The organism is Streptomyces sp. NPDC001714 (genome assembly GCF_042892755.1).
Classification (GTDB): Bacteria; Actinomycetota; Actinomycetes; order Streptomycetales; family Streptomycetaceae; genus Streptomyces.
Window position 1 is genome coordinate 83,325 of sequence record NZ_JBIAUL010000025.1, and the last position, 16,041, is coordinate 99,365.

Genomic DNA, 16,041 nt, shown 5'->3' on the forward strand with positions numbered 1-16,041 from the left:
TGCGTCGAGAGTGCGTGCATGGCGCCGCGAGGCAGGCGGGAATTGTCGGACAGGCCCTAGGGGGCTCGACGGAACCAGGGTCCGACTGGGGTCCGGCCCTGGGGAGTCGAACGGCGGCAGGTGCTTGGGTTCGGGCATGACCGGACTTCCGCTCGCGCACGCTCGGACCCTCCGCCGGGTTCCGCTCGTCGGCCGTGACGAGGAACTGCGGTTGCTCGCCCGCCATGTGACCGATGCGCGGGAAGGGCAAAGCGGCGCGGTCCTGCTGGTCGGTGAGCCCGGCATCGGCAAGACCCGGCTGCTGGACCGGCTGGCCGGGACGTGCCCTGACCACCGGGTCGTCAGGATCGCCGGGGTGCGCTCGGAGGCAGGGCTCGGCTTCGCGGCCCTGCACAGTCTGCTCCGGCCCTTCCTTGGCGGCCTCGACACGCTTCCGCCGCCGCAGCGCGAGGCCCTCGGCGCCGCGTTCGGCCTGGTGCCCGGGGCCGTCGCCGACCGCTACCTGGTCGGCCTGGCGACCCTCACGCTGCTCGCCGACGCCGCCTCGGCCCACCCGCTGCTTGTGCTGGTCGACGACGTGCAGTGGCTGGACCGCGAGTCGGCCGACGTACTGGCGTTCGTCGGCCGGTGTCTGCACGGCGACGCCGTCGGCCTGGTGCTCGCCGGCCGCGACGACCGTGACGAGCCGAGCCCGTTCGACGGGATACCCGTCGTGTCCCTGACGGGGCTGTCCCCGGCCGACGCCCGCGACCTGCTCGCGGCGCACAGCTGTGGACGGCTCGATCCGGGGGTGGCCGACCGGATCGCCGCCGAGACCGGCGGCAACCCGCTGGCGCTGCTCCGGCTCACCGGCACACTGACCGCGGAGCAGCTCTCCGGCACCGCGCCGCTGCCCGTGGCGCTGCCGGTCCCCGCCCCGCTCCGAGCTCACCATCTGCGCCGGGTCCGCGCCCTGCCCGCCGAGACCCGGACACTTCTGCTGGTCATGTCGGCGGCTTCGCCGCAGGAACCGGTGGAACGCTGGCGTGCGGCCGGGTATCTCGGCGTACCCGCGCACGCCGCGGACGCGGCCATGTCCGCGGGTGTCCTCACCCGCGACCACCCGACCGGGTTCCGGCACCCGGTGTTCCGGTCCGCCGTCTACTGGGGCGCCGAGGCCGCGGACCGCCGGCTCGTGCACGCGGCGCTCGCCGCGGTCACCGACCCGGCGCGCGCCCCGGACCGCCGGGCATGGCATCGCGCCGAGGCGACGGTCGGACTCGACGCGGACGTCGCCGACGAACTCGAAGCGGCCGCGCCCCAGGCACGTGCCGGCGGCGGACCCGGCGCACAGGCGGCGTTCCTCTCCCGTGCGGCCGAGTTGTCCCCCACCGACCGGGCCCCGCGGTTCCTCGCCGCCGCCCGCGCCCACCTCGCACTCGGGAATCCGGTGTCCGCACAGGCCGCCCTGGACCGGGCCGAGACCGAACTGGGCCCCGCCGACGCCCTGCTGCGCGCCCGCGTCCGGCAGACGCGGGCGAGGGTGGACCTGTACCTCGCTCGGCTGACGGGCGTACCGGCCCGCCTGCTGGACGCGGCCGACTCCGTCGCCGAGGCCGACGCCCCGCTGGCCCGCCGGCTGCTGATCGAGGGGCTCGCCGCAACGGTGGTGGGCCACGGCAGCACCGACGGCACCGACGCCACCGACGGTGGCACCACGCCGTACGAGTTCGCAGCCGCGGTGCTGGCGTCCCCGGCGATGCGGTCGGCGGGTTCCGCGCCCGCCGATCTCCTGCTCAGGGGCCTCGCCGCGCGGCTGCACGCCGACTACCCGTCGGCCGTGCCGCTGTTGCGGCAGGCGCTCCGGGCTTTCGCAGGCGAGGCGTTCGGGAGCGAGGCCATCAGAACCGAGGCGATCGGAAACGGGGCCATCGGAAACGAGGCATTCGCAAACGAGGCATTCGCAAACGAGGCATTCGGAAACGGGGCCATCGGAAACGGGGCCATCGGAAACGAGGCATTGGGAGGCGAGGCGTTCGGAAGCGAGGCGGCGCCGGACGGGAACGGTGTTCCGCTGGCGGTGCTCGCCCTGTTCGCGGCCGAGGACGTGTGGGACGAGGCGGGCGGACGGGAGGCCTGCACCCGCTTGGTCGGCCACGGCCGGGACACCGGCGCGCAGGGCGCCCTCCAGACCGCTCTGATGGTCCGGGCCCTGTGGGACGTGCGGGCGGGCCGGTTCGGCGCGGCCCGGGCCGGCTTCGAGGAGGCCGCGGAGCTGGCCGCCGGCATGGGCCTGCCCCCGCAGGGGCCCGCCCACCGGATCGAGCTGCTGGCCTGGAGCGGCCGGGAGGCCGAGACGCGGGCGGCCGCGGCCGAGATCGCGGAGGTCTGGGTGAGGCAGCACGGCAACGACGACTTCGGCGACCGGGCCCGGACCTGTCTGGCCGTGCTGGAGACGAGCCTCGGACGCTATCCGCAGGCGTTGGCCTGCGCGCGCGTGGCGCTGGAGAAGGACCGCCCGGGCACGGGGAGCCGGGTGCTCCACGAGGTGGTCGAGGCCGGCGTGCGCAGCGGCGACCACCGCGCGGCGAAGGCGGCACTGGCCCGTCTGGAGGAGCGCGCGGCGGTGAGCGGCACTCCCTGGGCGAGGGGCCTGCTGGCCCGCTGCCGGGCGCTGATGGCCGACGACGACCAGGCGGAGGCGTACTATGCCGAGTCCGTGGAGCTGCTCGGCCGCACCGAGGTCGCCACCGAGGCGGCCCGGTCCCATCTGCTGTTCGGCGAGTGGCTGCGGCGGCGCAAACGGCGCGGCCACGCCCGGGACCACCTGCGCACGGCCCACCGGATGTTCACCGGCATGGGGGCAGTGGCCTTCGCCGAGCGGGCCCGCACCGAGCTCGCGGTCACGGGCGAACGGGTCCGCACCCACACCGCGTCGGCCGATCGCGAACTGACGCCCCGGGAGCGGGAGGTGGCCCGGCTCGCGGCCGGCGGGGTCACGAACGCCGACATCGCGGTCCGGCTGTTCATCGGCGTCTCGACCGTCGAGTACCACCTCGGCAAGGTCTTCCGGAAGCTCGGCGTCACCTCACGGCGTCAGCTGACGTCCGTGCTGGACGCCGAGGCCCGGCCCTGAGCGGTGCTACTCGGTGGGCGGAGGTCCCGCGACCCGTACGCGGTACGCCTGCGCCGAGGCGATGATCGCGCCGATGTCGAAGGCGGCCGGGGCTTCGTCGACGCTGGACACCGGCGTGCCGTTGGCCACGAACCAGTCCTCGACGTTGGCCGGCGAGAAGACGGTGGCCAGCCGGGCGGACTTGCTGCGCACGAGGTAGCTGTGCGCGACACCCCGCGGGCCGTGCGCGGCCTGCCCGGGTTCGAGGTCGAACTTCTGGTCGCCTACGAAGAAGGTCACCTTGCCGTCCAGGACGATCCAGACCTCCTCCTCGTCGTCGTGTATGTGCAGCGGGGGTGCGTGGCCCGCGGCGTCGGTGAACTCCATGACGCTGATCGATCCGCCGGTCGCCCGGCTGGGCACCAGCACGCGGGCCTGTCCGCCGAGGAACCAGAACGGTTCCGCGGCCGTGTGTGGAGAGGTCATGACCGTCCCTTCAGGAAGGTGAGCAGGATCCCGGTCGTCTCCGCCGGGTGTTCCTCGTAGAGCCAGTGGCCGGAATCGGGGACGACGACCCCGGTGACATGGGTCGCGTACTTCTTGACCTGCTCGGCCACGGAGTCGCCGAGGCTGCCGTCGGCCCCGATCGCGAGCACCGGCATGGTGAGCTTGGTCTTCCGGTAGACGGCGTCGTTCTTCATGTCCTGCGGCAGCGTCCGGAACCAGGCCAGGCTCGCCTTGAGATGGGCCGGGTCCTTCAGGTAGCCGGCGAAGACGGCGACCTCGTCGGGGGTGACCGCGCCCTTGTGGACCTCCAGGTCGTCGATGAACCGGTCCGTCCACACCTCCTCGCGGCCCTGGATGAGGTCCTCGGGCAGGCCGTTGCCGAGGGCGAAGAAGCCGAAGTGCCAGGCGCCGGGGCCGTTCGCCGTCAGCGACGGGAAGGTGTAGATGCTCGGGTCCGGGATCGGGGCCTCGCTGAGCACGAGCTTCTTCACGTCGGCGGGGTGCGCGGCGGCGTAGGAGTAGGCGACCATCGTGCCGATGTCGTGCCCGACCAGCCGGATGTCCTTGTCCCGGCCGATCTTGGCGAGCAGGCCGTGGATGTCCGCGGCCATGCTCTTCTTGTCGTAGCCGGCCGCCGGGGCGTCGCTGCGGCCGGCGCCGGGCAGGTCGGGGGCGATGACCGTGTAGTGCTCGGCGAGCGCGGGCATGATGTGCCGCCACTCGTACCAGGTCTGCGGGTAGCCGTGCAGGAGGACCAGGGTCGGACCGTGCCCGCCGATCACGTAGTTGAGGCCGAGCGCACCGACCTGTGTCTTGTGCTGGGTGAAGCCGGCCGGCAGGTCCTCCTGTACGGCGGCGGCTCGGGTGGCCGGTGCGGCGGTGGCGTACTGGGTGGCCCCGGCGGAGGTGAGGCCGAGCGCGGCGGCCGTCGCCAGCAGGGTCAGGGCTCTCGGGGTGGACACAGCGGAGAGGTGTCGCACGGGCAACTCCTGGGAGAAGGAACAGGCGGATTTGCCTCGGCTCACCACACCACTCGGGCGGTGCCGTTCGAATCGGGGTGGGGCCACAGTCCCGGGGCACGCGGGCCGCTGGGGTCGGGGCGGTTCGCCACCCCCGCGCGGGCACTGAACGGCGTGCGATTGCCGGTGGCTTGACGATCTTGTGCCCCGAATGGCCATCTCCTGGCGGTATCCTGCGGGTTGCGGCAGGCCCAGCCCCCGGAGGTTCGTGTTGGAGCGCGCTGGTTCGGAGGGTCTGTTCGTGGGCCGCCTCGGTGAGTCGGCCCGGCTGGCGGAGTGCGCCGACCGGGTGCGGGCCGGGGAGTCGTGGCTCGCGGTGGTCGAAGGAGAGGCCGGGATCGGCAAGAGCGCTCTGCTGCGCCGGTTCGCCGCCTCGCTGGCGGACCACACCGTCCTGTGGGCCACCGCCGACGCCTCGGAGACGGGCTTCTCGGGCGGGGTCATCGGTCAGCTGACCCGGCGGGTGGACCGCGAACTGCTCGCGCAGTTCCCGCTGCTGGCCGGGGAGCCGCCGGCCGGAGCGACCCCCCATGCGGTCGGCGGGCAGCTGCTGCTCCTGCTGGGCGCGCTCCAGGAGTCCGGGCGGCCGGTCGCCGTCGTGGTGGACGACCTGCACTGGGCGGACCGGCTGTCGATCCAGGCCCTGGGCTTCGTGCTGCGGCGCCTGTGGGCGGACCGGGTGCTGACCGTGGTGGCCACCCGCCCGGACGCGGAGGCCTCGGCGGAGCCCCTGGACCGGCTGCTGCGGTCCCTGGACCGCGCGGTCAAGCTGGAGCTGCGCGGCCTCGGCGACGGCGAGGTGGCCCAGCTCGCCCAGGGGCTGGTGGAGGGCCAGTTGGCGGCGGGCCTGATCGAGCGGCTGTACACCTACACCCAGGGACATCCGCTGTACGTCCGCATGGTGCTGGCCGAGGTGCCCGCCGCGGCGCTCCACGACGGCGTGCTGGAGCGCTGGCCGGTGCCGCCCTCACTGCGGGTCGGGATCCGGGCCCAGCTCAACCGCCTCCCGAAGGGCTCGCGCGACCTGCTCGCGGCGATGGCGGTGCTGGACGCGCGGGTGCCGCTGGCGACGGCCGGACAACTGGCCGGGGTCGCGGATCCGGTCCGCGCCCTCGGCCCCGCGCTGGCGTCGGGGCTCGCCCAGTGGTGGCCGATGGAACACCAGAGCCCCGTCGCCCTGGTACACGCCCTGCACCGCGACGCCGTCTACGAGACGCTCACTCCCGAACGGCGCCGGGCCCTGCACGCCGGCGCGGCGGCCGTCGTCAGCACGGCCGCCGGCTGGGCGCACCGGGTCGCCGCGGCCGGCGGCCCCGACGCCCGCCTCGCCGACGAACTGGAGGAGTCCGGCATGCGGGAGGCCGCGAACGGGCGCAACGCCCTGGCCGCCACCCGGCTGCTGTGGGCCTCCTCGCTGTCGGAGAACCGCGAGGAGCACGAGCGGCGGCTCCTGACCGCCTGCGCCCAGTCGCTGCTCACCATGCAGCCCGGCTGGTCCGCCAAGCTGCGGCCGCAGGTCGAGGAGTGTGCTCCGGGTCCGCTGCGAAGCTGCGTGCTGGGCGTGATGGACATGATGGCGGGCCAGTTCGCCGCCGCCGAGGCCCACCTCGAGGGGGCCTGGCAGGACGCCCTGGCGCAGCCGGCCGCCGACTGGGTCGCCGTGCTGGCGGGCACCTTCCTCGCCAACATCACCCTCTGGCACGGCCGCGGCGCCCAGACGGTGGAGGTCGCCCGCCGGACCCTCGCGATCGGCGATCTGGACCCGGCCACCACGGACTTCACCCGGGCCGCCCTGGCCACCGGACGGCTCTGGCATCGGGGCCCGCGTGCCGCCCTCGAGGACCTCACACACCTGCCGGACGACGGCTCGGCGGTCCCCGACCACAGCCTCGACACGCTCGCCACCCGCGGAGTCCTGCGGCTCTTCCTCGGCGAACTCGTCCCCGCGCGCGCCGATCTGCAGACCGCGGCGGCGCGCGACCGGCAGGGCGCCGGCGCCAAGATGGGCCCGCTCACGCTCGCCCTGCTGTCCGTCGTCCACTACCTCGCGGGCGACTGGAACGAGAGCGAGTCGGTGGCGGACCGGGCGCTCGCGGTGGCGGCCACCCACGACCAGCTGCTCGGCGACGCGGCGGCCCGCTTCTCGGCCGTCTGCGTGCTGGCCGGCCGGGGCGAGTGGGACGCCGCCCTGCACCACGTCGACAACCTCGCACGCCTCGCGAAGAGCCTCGGCGCGTCGACCGAGATCGTCTACTGGTCGCTCGCCGGTGCCACCCTGGCGCAGGCCCGGGCCGACCACCCGGCGATGCTGCGCGCGCTCACCCCGCTGCTCGACGGCACGCCGGACTCGGCGGGCGGCGGGATCCGGCTCCGGTACAAGCCGTTCGGGCTCTGGCAGCAGTCGCTGCTCGTCGAAGCCCTCACCGGCTGCGGACAGCCGGAAGCCGCCGCGGCCGCGCTGCACGACATGCGGCAGGCGTTCGACGGCACCGGCTACCTCGGGGTGGTGGTGGCCAGACTCACCGGCCTCGTCGCCGAGGCCCAGGGCCGTCCGCACGACGCCCTGGAGGTCTACGAGCAGGGCGTCGCCGCCGTCGCCGCTGCGGACCCCACCGACGCGTCCCCGCTCCACCGCGCTCTGCTGGAACAGGCCTACGGCAGACTCCTGCTGGCCACCAAGGCCGCCTCACGGCGCACGGCCGCGTTGTGGCTGAACACGGCGCACGGCCGTTTCAGCGCGCTGCGGGCCACCCCGTTCGTGCAGCGCTGCGACGCCCACCTGGCGGCCAGCGGGCTCACCGCACCCCAGCAGGCCCCCAGCCAGTTGCTGGCCCTCACCGAACGCGAACTGTCCGTGGCCTACGTCGTGGCCGGCGGTCGCACGAACCAGGAAGCGGCGGCCGAGCTCTACGTCAGCCAGAAGACGGTCGAGTACCACCTGTCCCACATCTACGCCAAGCTCGGCATCTCGTCCCGCCGCCAACTCGCGGACGCCTTGCGCGCCTTGGAGAGCTAGGGCCGGTCCGGCCACCGGCCCCGCCTCACAGCTGGGTTCTGTGGCCTTCCCCGTCCGTCCGCGCAAGGCTTCTAGCCCGCCGCGCCGGTCCCCGCCACCCACACGTGCACCGGGCGAAACAGAACCGCCCCTGCTCGACCATGCTCGTGTGATGTTCCTGCCCCTGCAAAGCCCGCTCGGAACCGTCGTCCTGCGCCACCCCGACAACGTTACCCACGCTCGGTAAAGCGCTGGTATGCGTGACGGCCCCACCCACCCCTCGTTAAGCGGAACGACGCGGGACCCGTGACGGACGTACCGGCTGGGGGTAGGCAGGCAATGGATCGGCGGCAGCACTGGCGCGCTGGGAAGACGGCCGTCACCGTAGGGCTCGTGGTCGGCCTCGGCGCATGCGCCACCGGCTGTGGCGGCGCCAGGGCGGAAGGGGTCGGCGGCTCCCCCGGCGACAACCCGGTCACCCTCCTCAAGCGGACGGCGGACACCCTGCGCGCCACCCGTACCTCCAAGGCCACGACCTCGATGGAGATGGCCACCGGCGGCACCCGCGTCACCATCCGCGGCAAGGGCGTCTACGACTACGACCGGCAGCTCGGCAGGCTCACGGTCGTCCTCCCGCAGGACCCCGCCGGTGCCTCGGAGCACCGCCCGATCACCGAACTCCTCGCCCCGGGCGCGCTGTTCATGAAGAACCGGGGCGCCGGGGTGCCCGCCGACAAGTGGGTCCGCGTGGAGACCGCGACCCTCTCCGACGGCAACCTGGTCACCGGCGGCGCGACCGACCCCTTCGCGGCTGCCGAGTTGCTGCGCGGCACCCGTACCGCGACCTACGTGGGAGAGACCGACCTCGCCGGGACCGAGGTCCGGCACTACCGGGGCACCGCCGACCTCGCGGCCGCCGCCCGCTCGGCGTCCGCCGGCGACCGGGCCGCACTGGCCGCCGCGGCGAAAGGGTTCGCCACTCCCGAGGTCCCGTTCGACGTGTACCTCGACGACCAGGGCCGGATCCGGAAACTGCGGCAGCGGTTCAGCTTCGTCAACGACAGCGGCAAGGGCACGGTGGCGGTCGCCTCGACGACCCTGCTGTACGGTTTCGGCACTCCGGTGGACGTGAAACTGCCACGCTCCGAGGACATCTACGCGGGCCGGATCGCCGAAAACCAGCCGACGCACTAGTCAGGGAACGGCTCTGTACAACCTGTGAACTAGCCCGTCCGTGCCATGCGCGTTGTGTAGACCGCTGCCTACTCTAGAGAGTCGGTGACGGCAGAGAAGAGGTGATGCACGTGGCTCCGGTCGGCGGTACGGCAGTTCAGGACCACGTGGCCCTCGCCGAGATCGAGCTGTGCGGAGAACTGATCATCGCGGCGTCGGCCGCCGAGGACCGGCTCAGCCTGGAGAGCATCGACGAGGTGCTGCGCGTGGCCGAGGAGCGCGAGAACCGCTGATTCAGGCCAGCCGCCGGTCAGGTCCAGAGGCGGACTCGCTCAGGTCCGCAGCAGGCGGGCGATGGCCTGGGTGGCCTCCTCGACCTTCGCGTCGATCTCCGACCCGCCCTTGACGGCCGCGTCGGCGACGCAGTGCCGCAGGTGTTCCTCGAGGAGTTGCAGGGCGAAGGACTGCAGGGCCTTGGTGGAGGCGGAGACCTGGGTGAGTATGTCGATGCAGTAGGTGTCCTCGTCGACCATGCGCTGGAGACCGCGGATCTGGCCCTCGATCCGGCGCAGCCGTTTGAGGTGCTCGTCCTTCTGCTTGTGGTAGCCGTGCGTGGTCGCCGGCGCTCCGCTTCCGGAGGGCGTCGTGGCGCCGGCCTCGGTGGTCGTCATCGCGTCCTCCGCATCGTCGATTCATATACCCCTGGTGGGTATATGGTAACGAACTTTGCTGGGTATAGGGCCCTCGGGACGCCCCCTTCATGATCACCAAGCCCGATGGGCGAAACTGGAGGGCGGCCCATTAGCCGTGGCCGGATGATGCGCTTAGCATCACCCTGACCGAAACCCATGCATACCGAGGACCCCAAGTGCGCTTTCGTCTGACCCCCAGGGAGACGAGCTTCTACGACATGTTCGCCGCGTCCGCGGACAACATCGTCACGGGCTCGAAACTCCTGATGGAACTGCTCGGGGCGGACCCGTCCGCCCGGGCCGAGATCGCAGAGCGTATGCGGGCAGCGGAACACGCGGGTGACGACGCCACGCACGCGATCTTCCACCAGCTGAACTCCTCGTTCATCACGCCCTTCGACCGCGAGGACATCTACAACCTCGCGTCGTCCCTCGACGACATCATGGACTTCATGGAGGAGGCCGTCGACCTGGTCGTCCTCTACAACGTCGAGGAACTGCCGAAGGGCGTCGAGCAGCAGATCGAGGTGCTGGCCCGGGCCGCCGACCTGACGGCCGAGGCCATGCCCCACCTGCGCACGCTGGACAACCTCACCGAGTACTGGATCGAGGTGAACCGCCTGGAGAACCAGGCGGACCAGATCCACCGCAAGCTTCTCGCCCATCTCTTCAACGGCAAGTACGAGGCGATCGAGGTGCTGAAGCTCAAGCAGATCGTGGACGTCCTGGAAGAGGCGGCGGACGCGTTCGAGCACGTGGCGAACACGGTGGAGACCATCGCCGTCAAGGAGTCCTGAACCGTCGATGGACACCTTCGCGCTCGTCGTGACCATCCTGGTCGCGCTCTTCTTCACCTACACGAACGGTTTCCACGACTCGGCGAACGCCATCGCGACCTCCGTCTCCACCCGGGCGCTGACGCCGCGCGCGGCCCTCGCCATGGCCGCCGTGATGAACCTCTGGGGCGCCTTCCTGGGCTCCGGCGTCGCCAAGACCGTCAGCGAGGGCCTGATCGAGACCCCCAAGGGCTCCACGGGCATGGGCATCCTCTTCGCGGCGCTGGTCGGCGCGATCGTCTGGAACCTCGTCACGTGGTACTTCGGCCTGCCCTCGTCCTCCTCGCACGCGCTGTTCGGCGGCCTGGTGGGCGCGGCGCTGGCCGGCGGCACGGAGGTGCTCTGGAACGGCGTCATCGACAAGGTCATCATCCCGATGTTCCTGTCCCCCGTCGTCGGTCTGATCCTCGGCTACCTGGTCATGACGGCCATCATGTGGCTGTTCCGCCGCTCCAACCCGCACAAGGCGAAGCGGGGCTTCCGGATAGCGCAGACCGTCTCGGCGGCCGGCATGGCCCTCGGCCACGGCCTCCAGGACGCCCAGAAGACGATGGGCGTCGTCGTGATGGCACTGGTGATTTCCGGCCATGAGACGTACGGCGACCCGATCCCGGTCTGGGTCAAGATCGTCTGTGCCGTGATGCTCTCCCTCGGCACCTACGCGGGCGGCTGGCGCATCATGCGCACCCTCGGCCGCAAGATCATCGAACTCGACCCCCCGCAGGGCTTCGCGGCCGAGGCGACCGGCGCGTCGATCATGTTCACCACGGCGTTCCTCTTCAAGGCGCCGATCTCCACGACCCACGTCATCACCTCGGCCATCATGGGCGTCGGCGCGACGAAGCGCGTGAACGCGGTCCGCTGGGGCGTGGCCAAGAACATCGTCCTGGGCTGGTTCATCACGATGCCGGCGGCGGCACTGGTGGCAGCGGCGGCGTACGGCATCGTGCACCTGGCGTTCCTGTAACCGGTCCCCCCCACCCACCCGACCCGGTCCGCCTGGAGGCCAGCGCCCCCAGGGGGTGATGGCGGCGGTCGATGGAGGGACGCGTCCCCAGGCAGCCAGCGCGCGGATGGATCGGGGCGGTCCGGACCTGCCAACGGGAGTGATCCGTCGGAGCGGGGCTTGTGGCGGCGGCCGCTGACATCTCAAAGCGCGCTCGCAACAGCGCCCCAAAGGGGCGCTGGGGGTACCCCCGGCCGAAGGCTGGGGGAGGAACTGCGCGACGAGCCCCCACCGGCCGGCAGCCGCCGTACAACAGGTCCCCCCACCCTCTGCGGCCCCTCCCCACCACTGCCCGCAGCCGCCGGACGGCATCCCCACCCGCCCCAAGCCTCGCCTCTCGGCGAACCGAGTCGGGTGGGCGGGTGGGCAGGAAGACGCGCAAGTCGGGCCCGCCCCCGGGAGCCAGGGGCGGGCCCTTTTGCGTCCTCGCGGTGGCACCGCCATGCAGCACCGCGAGGGGTCAGGTACGGCTCAGCCGAAGCGGCCCGAGATGTAGTCCTCGGTGGCCTGGACCGACGGGTTGGAGAAGATGCGCTCCGTGTCGTCGATCTCGATCAGCTTGCCGGGCTGGCCGACGGCGGCCAGGTTGAAGAACGCCGTGCGGTCGGAGACCCGCGCCGCCTGCTGCATGTTGTGCGTCACGATGACGATCGTGAAGCGCTCCTTCAGCTCACCGATCAGGTCCTCGATGGCGAGGGTCGAGATCGGGTCGAGCGCCGAGCAGGGCTCGTCCATGAGCAGCACCTTCGGCTCGACCGCGATCGCGCGGGCGATGCACAGACGCTGCTGCTGACCACCGGAGAGGCCGGAGCCCGGCTTGTTCAGGCGGTCCTTGACCTCGTTCCAGAGGTTCGCGCCCTTGAGCGACTTCTCGACGATGTCGGAGAGCTCGCTCTTCTTGAAGTTGCCGTTCAGCCGCAGTCCCGCGGCCACGTTGTCGAAGATCGACATCGTGGGGAAGGGGTTCGGGCGCTGGAACACCATGCCGATCTCGCGGCGCACCGCCACCGGGTCGATGTTGGCGGCGTACAGGTTCTCGTCGTCGAGGAGGACCTTGCCCTCGACGCGGCCGCCGGGGGTGACCTCGTGCATGCGGTTGAGCGTGCGCAGGAACGTGGACTTGCCGCAGCCGGAGGGGCCGATGAACGCCGTGACGGTGCGCGGCTCGATGTTCATCGAGATGTCTTCGATGGCCTTGTGGGAGCCGTAGTAGGCGGTGAGCCCACTTACGTCGATTCGCTTGGACATTACTTCTTCACTTCCAGGGAGTCGGTCGCTGTCGGCCGGTCAGCGACCGGTCTTGGGGGCCTTCCAGCGGGCGATGCCGCGGGCCACCAGGTTCAGGATCATCACGAAGGCGATCAGCGTGAGCGAGGCCGCCCAGGCACGGTCGTAGGCCGCGTTGGCACCTGCGCTGTTCGCGTACTGCTGGTAGATGAACAGCGGCAGCGACGACTGCGCACCCTCGAAGGGGTTGTTGTTGATGAACGGGTTGCCGAACACCAGCAGCAGCACCGGCGCGGTCTCGCCCGCGATACGGGCGATGGCCAGCATGACACCGGTCGTGATGCCGCCGATCGAGGTCGGCAGGACCACCTTCAGGATGGTGCGCCACTTGGGCACGCCGAGCGCCAGGGACGCCTCGCGCAACTCGTTCGGGACGAGCTTGAGCATCTCCTCGGTGGAGCGCACGACCACCGGCATCATCAGGATGGCCAGGGCGAGCGATCCGGCGAAGCCGAAGGGCTGCATGTCGAAGATCAGCATGAGGCTGAGGATGAACAGACCCGCGACGATCGACGGGATACCGGTCATCACGTCCACGAAGAACGTGACGGACTTGGCGAGGCGTCCGCGCCCGTACTCGACGAGGTAGACCGCGGTGAGGATGCCGATCGGGGCGCCGATCAGGGTGGCGAGGCCGACCTGCTCCAGGGAGCCGATGATGGCCGCGTAGGCACCGCCACCGGGCTGGGAGTCGGCGACGACGCCCATGGAGTGGGAGAGGAAGTAGGGGTCCAGGACCTTCACACCGCGCGAGATGGTCACCCAGAGCAGAGAGACCAGCGGGACCACGGCGACGATGAAGGCGACCCAGACCAGGGAGGTGGCGACGCGGTCCTTGGCCTGCCGGCGGCCCTCGACCCGGGCGGCGATGACATAGGTGCCGAGGACGTAGAGGAGGCCGGCGATCAGGCCCCACTGGATCTTGCTGTCCAGGCCGCCCACCAGGCCGATGGCCACGCCGAGCACGATGGCCCCGGCGACGATGGCGTAGGAGGACCACTTGGGGAGGGTGGCACCGCGCAGGGTGCTGGCTGCTGCGGTGCTCATGCGTTGGCCCCCGAGTACTCTGCGCGGCGCTGGATGATGATGCGGGCCGCGCCGTTGACCAGCAGGGTGATGACGAAGAGGACCAGACCGGAGGCGATGAGCGCGTCACGGCCGTCCGAGGTCGCCTCGCCGAACTTGCTGGCGATGTTCTGGGCGAAGGTGCCGCCGCCCGGGTTGAGCAGGCTGGCGTGGATGTCGAAGTCCGGGGAGAGCACGGTGGCGACGGCCATCGTCTCGCCGAGCGCGCGGCCGAGGCCGAGCATCGAGGCGGAGATCACGCCGGAGCGCCCGAAGGGCAGCACCGACATGCGGATGACCTCCCAGCGGGTGGCGCCGAGGGCCAGGGCGGCCTCTTCGTGCATCTGCGGGACCTGACGGAAGACCTCGCGGCTCACGTTGGTGATAACCGGCAGGATCATGATCGCGAGCAGGATGGAGACGGTCAGGATCGAGCGCGGGGCGCCGCCGTCCCAGGAGAAGATCCCGGTCCAGCCGAAGTAGTCGTTCAGCCAGCCGAACAGGCCGGTCATGTGCGGTACGAGGACCAGGCCGCCCCACAGGCCGTACACGATGGAGGGCACGGCGGCGAGCAGGTCGATCACGTAGGCGACCGGGCCGGCGAGGCGGCGCGGCGCGTAGTGCGTGATGAACAGCGCGATCGCGACCGCGATCGGGACCGCGATGGCCATGGCGATGATCGAGGAGACGATCGTGCCGAAGGCGAGGACCGCGATGCCGAAGCTCGGCGGGATGAGGTTGGTGTTCCACTCGAAGGTGGTGAGGAAGTTGCCGTGGTCGCGGTTGATCGCGAGGGCGGCCCGGTAGGTGAGGAAGACCGCGATCGCGGCCATGATCACCAGGAGCAGGACACCGGAACCGCGGGAGAGACCGAGGAAGACTCGGTCACCGACCCGGGTGGCACCGCGCGCGTTGCGCTTCTGCTGGGCCGCGGAGGGCTGTGGGGGCGTCGGGGGAGATGCGTCTGCTGTCTGCGTCGATATGTCCATCGGGTTCTCCGGTCTGCGGAGTCGCCCTGGGGGGCGGCTCGGAGGAGCCGTACGTCCCGCACGTAGGGGTGTACGGCTCCGGGCGGCGGTGCACCGGACGGTGCGGCCGGGTTCCCTCCGGAACTCGGCCGCACTCTCGGAATCTTTAGCTCAGGCCCTCGATGGTGGTGCGGACCTTGGCGATGATCTCGTCGGGGACGGGGGCGTAGTCGATCGTGGACAGGATCTTCTGGCCGTCCGCAGAGGCGATGTAGCGCAGGAACGCCTTGGTCGCCGGGAGGGTGTCGGCCTTGTTGCCCTTGTCACAGGCGATCTCGTAGGTGACCAGGCTGATCGGGTACGCGCCCTCGGCCTTGGTCTTGTAGTCGAGCTGCAGCGCGAGGTCCTTGCCCACGCCGACGACCTTGGCGGCCGCGATGTCGGCGGTGGCGGACTCGGTGGACGGGGCGACCGGCTTGCTGGCGCCCGTGTCGATGCTGGCGGCCTTGATGCCGTCCGAGACGTAGGAGAGCTCGAAGTAGCCGATGGCGCCGGAGGTCTGCTTGACCTGCTGGGCCACACCCGCGGACTGCGGAGCGGACTGGCCGCCCTTGGCCTGCCAGGCCTTGCCGCCCGAGTACTTCCAGTTGGACGGGGTGGTGGCGATCAGGTACTTGGTCAGGTTGTCCGTCGTACCCGACTCGTCCGAGCGGTGGAACGCCTGGATCTTCAGGTTCGGGAGCTTCGCGGTCGGGTTCAGCTTCTTGATCGCCGCGTCGTTCCAGTTGGTGATCTTGCTGTCGAAGATCTTGGCGAGGGTCGGCGCGTCCAGAACCAGGTTGTCAACACCCGGGACGTTGTAGCCGATCGCGATGGCACCGCCGACCATCGGGAGGTCGATGCCCTGGCCGCCGCCGGTGCAGACCTTCTTGGAGGCGGTGATCTCCTCCGGCTTGAGCGCGGAGTCGGAACCGGCGAAGGCGACCTGGCCCTGCGTGAAGGCGGTCACACCGGCGCCGGAGCCGGAGCCCTTGTAGTTGATCTGCACGCCACAGGCCTGGGAGAAGTTCTTCACCCAGGCGTCGATCGCGTTCTTCTGCGCGGAGGAGCCGTCGGCGAGGAGCTGACCCTTGGCGTCGTCACACTTGATGGAGCTGGCGTTGGCGGAGGCCGAAGACGTGCTCGAACCGCTGCCGCCGCCGTTGTCGTCCGAGCCGCACGCCGTCAGGGCCAGGGCGCCGGAGACAGCGACAGCACCGAGAGACAGGGCGCGCAGCCGGTTCTTGCGCTGAAGCTTCACTTTCGGGAGTTCCTTCCAGGGGCGCCACCTTCGGCGGCGTGCGAAGTAAGTGGTGGGCGAGGACCTCCTGACTGGGCATTCATGGCCGCTCACCGCACC

General features: G+C 71.2%; 13 protein-coding genes. 6 read left to right on the forward strand and 7 right to left on the reverse strand.

Annotated elements, in window-relative coordinates; all coding sequences use genetic code 11:
* Window positions 1-136 precede the first annotated feature (136 nt).
* A complete protein-coding gene (locus ACFY0P_RS44275; protein WP_388927348.1) occupies window positions 137-3,115 on the forward strand; it encodes an AAA family ATPase in 2,979 nt (992 codons plus the stop codon).
* A gap of 6 nt (window positions 3,116-3,121) precedes the next feature.
* On the opposite strand, the gene ACFY0P_RS44280 is transcribed toward ACFY0P_RS44275, so the two are convergent.
* Together ACFY0P_RS44280 and ACFY0P_RS44285 are read right to left on the reverse strand one after the other, a co-directional pair.
* Window positions 3,122-3,580, reverse strand: coding sequence for a cupin domain-containing protein (locus tag ACFY0P_RS44280; RefSeq protein WP_388927351.1), 459 nt, complete (start codon window positions 3,578-3,580; stop codon window positions 3,122-3,124).
* Window positions 3,577-4,581 carry an alpha/beta fold hydrolase gene (locus ACFY0P_RS44285; protein ID WP_388927354.1) on the reverse strand — a complete coding sequence of 335 codons (1,005 nt, stop codon included), beginning with the start codon at window positions 4,579-4,581 and terminating at the stop codon, window positions 3,577-3,579. The genes ACFY0P_RS44280 and ACFY0P_RS44285 overlap by 4 nt, the downstream gene beginning before the upstream one ends.
* A gap of 280 nt (window positions 4,582-4,861) precedes the next feature.
* Between ACFY0P_RS44285 and ACFY0P_RS44290 the strand changes: the two genes are divergently transcribed.
* From ACFY0P_RS44290 to ACFY0P_RS44300, 3 genes are all read left to right on the forward strand, one after another.
* A complete protein-coding gene (locus tag ACFY0P_RS44290; RefSeq protein WP_388927357.1) occupies window positions 4,862-7,636 on the forward strand; it encodes an AAA family ATPase in 2,775 nt (924 codons plus the stop codon).
* Between the two features lie 318 nt (window positions 7,637-7,954).
* Window positions 7,955-8,809: a hypothetical protein gene (locus tag ACFY0P_RS44295; protein WP_388927360.1), complete on the forward strand. Its 855-nt coding sequence runs from the start codon at window positions 7,955-7,957 to the stop codon at window positions 8,807-8,809.
* Between the two features lie 104 nt (window positions 8,810-8,913).
* Window positions 8,914-9,081, forward strand: coding sequence for a hypothetical protein (locus ACFY0P_RS44300; protein ID WP_388927363.1), 168 nt, complete (start codon window positions 8,914-8,916; stop codon window positions 9,079-9,081).
* 39 nt (window positions 9,082-9,120) lie between these two features.
* On the opposite strand, the gene ACFY0P_RS44305 is transcribed toward ACFY0P_RS44300, so the two are convergent.
* Window positions 9,121-9,459 carry a metal-sensitive transcriptional regulator gene (locus ACFY0P_RS44305; RefSeq protein WP_352089325.1) on the reverse strand — a complete coding sequence of 113 codons (339 nt, stop codon included), beginning with the start codon at window positions 9,457-9,459 and terminating at the stop codon, window positions 9,121-9,123.
* 197 nt (window positions 9,460-9,656) lie between these two features.
* Between ACFY0P_RS44305 and ACFY0P_RS44310 the strand changes: the two genes are divergently transcribed.
* Both ACFY0P_RS44310 and ACFY0P_RS44315 read left to right on the forward strand, forming a co-directional pair.
* The gene (locus ACFY0P_RS44310; RefSeq protein ID WP_366364526.1) at window positions 9,657-10,277 is read left to right on the forward strand and encodes a DUF47 family protein; all 621 of its coding nucleotides are present in this window, start codon (window positions 9,657-9,659) and stop codon (window positions 10,275-10,277) included.
* A 7-nt stretch (window positions 10,278-10,284) separates the two neighbouring features.
* Window positions 10,285-11,283, forward strand: a complete 999-nt coding sequence (locus tag ACFY0P_RS44315) for an anion permease (protein WP_388927366.1) — start codon at window positions 10,285-10,287, stop codon at window positions 11,281-11,283.
* 510 nt (window positions 11,284-11,793) lie between these two features.
* On the opposite strand, the gene pstB is transcribed toward ACFY0P_RS44315, so the two are convergent.
* From pstB to pstS, 4 genes are all read right to left on the reverse strand, one after another.
* Window positions 11,794-12,570 (reverse strand): phosphate ABC transporter ATP-binding protein PstB, encoded by a 777-nt coding sequence (pstB, locus tag ACFY0P_RS44320; RefSeq protein WP_388927369.1) that lies wholly within the window; start codon window positions 12,568-12,570, stop codon window positions 11,794-11,796.
* A 39-nt stretch (window positions 12,571-12,609) separates the two neighbouring features.
* Window positions 12,610-13,656 carry a phosphate ABC transporter permease PstA gene (pstA, locus tag ACFY0P_RS44325; RefSeq protein WP_388927372.1) on the reverse strand — a complete coding sequence of 349 codons (1,047 nt, stop codon included), beginning with the start codon at window positions 13,654-13,656 and terminating at the stop codon, window positions 12,610-12,612.
* Entirely contained in the window at window positions 13,653-14,663 is a 1,011-nt protein-coding gene (gene pstC / locus ACFY0P_RS44330) for a phosphate ABC transporter permease subunit PstC (RefSeq protein WP_388927375.1), read from the reverse strand. Before pstC ends, pstA begins: the two co-directional genes overlap by 4 nt.
* Before the next feature lie 145 nt (window positions 14,664-14,808).
* Window positions 14,809-15,942 (reverse strand): phosphate ABC transporter substrate-binding protein PstS, encoded by a 1,134-nt coding sequence (gene pstS, locus ACFY0P_RS44335; protein WP_388927378.1) that lies wholly within the window; start codon window positions 15,940-15,942, stop codon window positions 14,809-14,811.
* Window positions 15,943-16,041 lie beyond the last annotated feature (99 nt).

Excerpts from the sequence above, each read along its gene's own strand:
- pstB (WP_388927369.1), bottom strand. The coding sequence starts at position 12,570 with ATGTCCAAGCGAATCGACGTAAGTGGGCTCACCGCCTACTACGGCTCC.
- ACFY0P_RS44300 (WP_388927363.1), top strand. The coding sequence starts at position 8,914 with ATGCACGTGGCTCCGGTCGGCGGTACGGCAGTTCAGGACCACGTGGCC.
- ACFY0P_RS44275 (WP_388927348.1), top strand. The coding sequence starts at position 137 with ATGACCGGACTTCCGCTCGCGCACGCTCGGACCCTCCGCCGGGTTCCG.
- ACFY0P_RS44280 (WP_388927351.1), bottom strand. The coding sequence starts at position 3,580 with ATGACCTCTCCACACACGGCCGCGGAACCGTTCTGGTTCCTCGGCGGA.
- ACFY0P_RS44305 (WP_352089325.1), bottom strand. The coding sequence starts at position 9,459 with ATGACGACCACCGAGGCCGGCGCCACGACGCCCTCCGGAAGCGGAGCG.
- ACFY0P_RS44315 (WP_388927366.1), top strand. The coding sequence starts at position 10,285 with ATGGACACCTTCGCGCTCGTCGTGACCATCCTGGTCGCGCTCTTCTTC.
- pstA (WP_388927372.1), bottom strand. The coding sequence starts at position 13,656 with ATGAGCACCGCAGCAGCCAGCACCCTGCGCGGTGCCACCCTCCCCAAG.
- pstC (WP_388927375.1), bottom strand. The coding sequence starts at position 14,663 with ATGGACATATCGACGCAGACAGCAGACGCATCTCCCCCGACGCCCCCA.
- ACFY0P_RS44295 (WP_388927360.1), top strand. The coding sequence starts at position 7,955 with ATGGATCGGCGGCAGCACTGGCGCGCTGGGAAGACGGCCGTCACCGTA.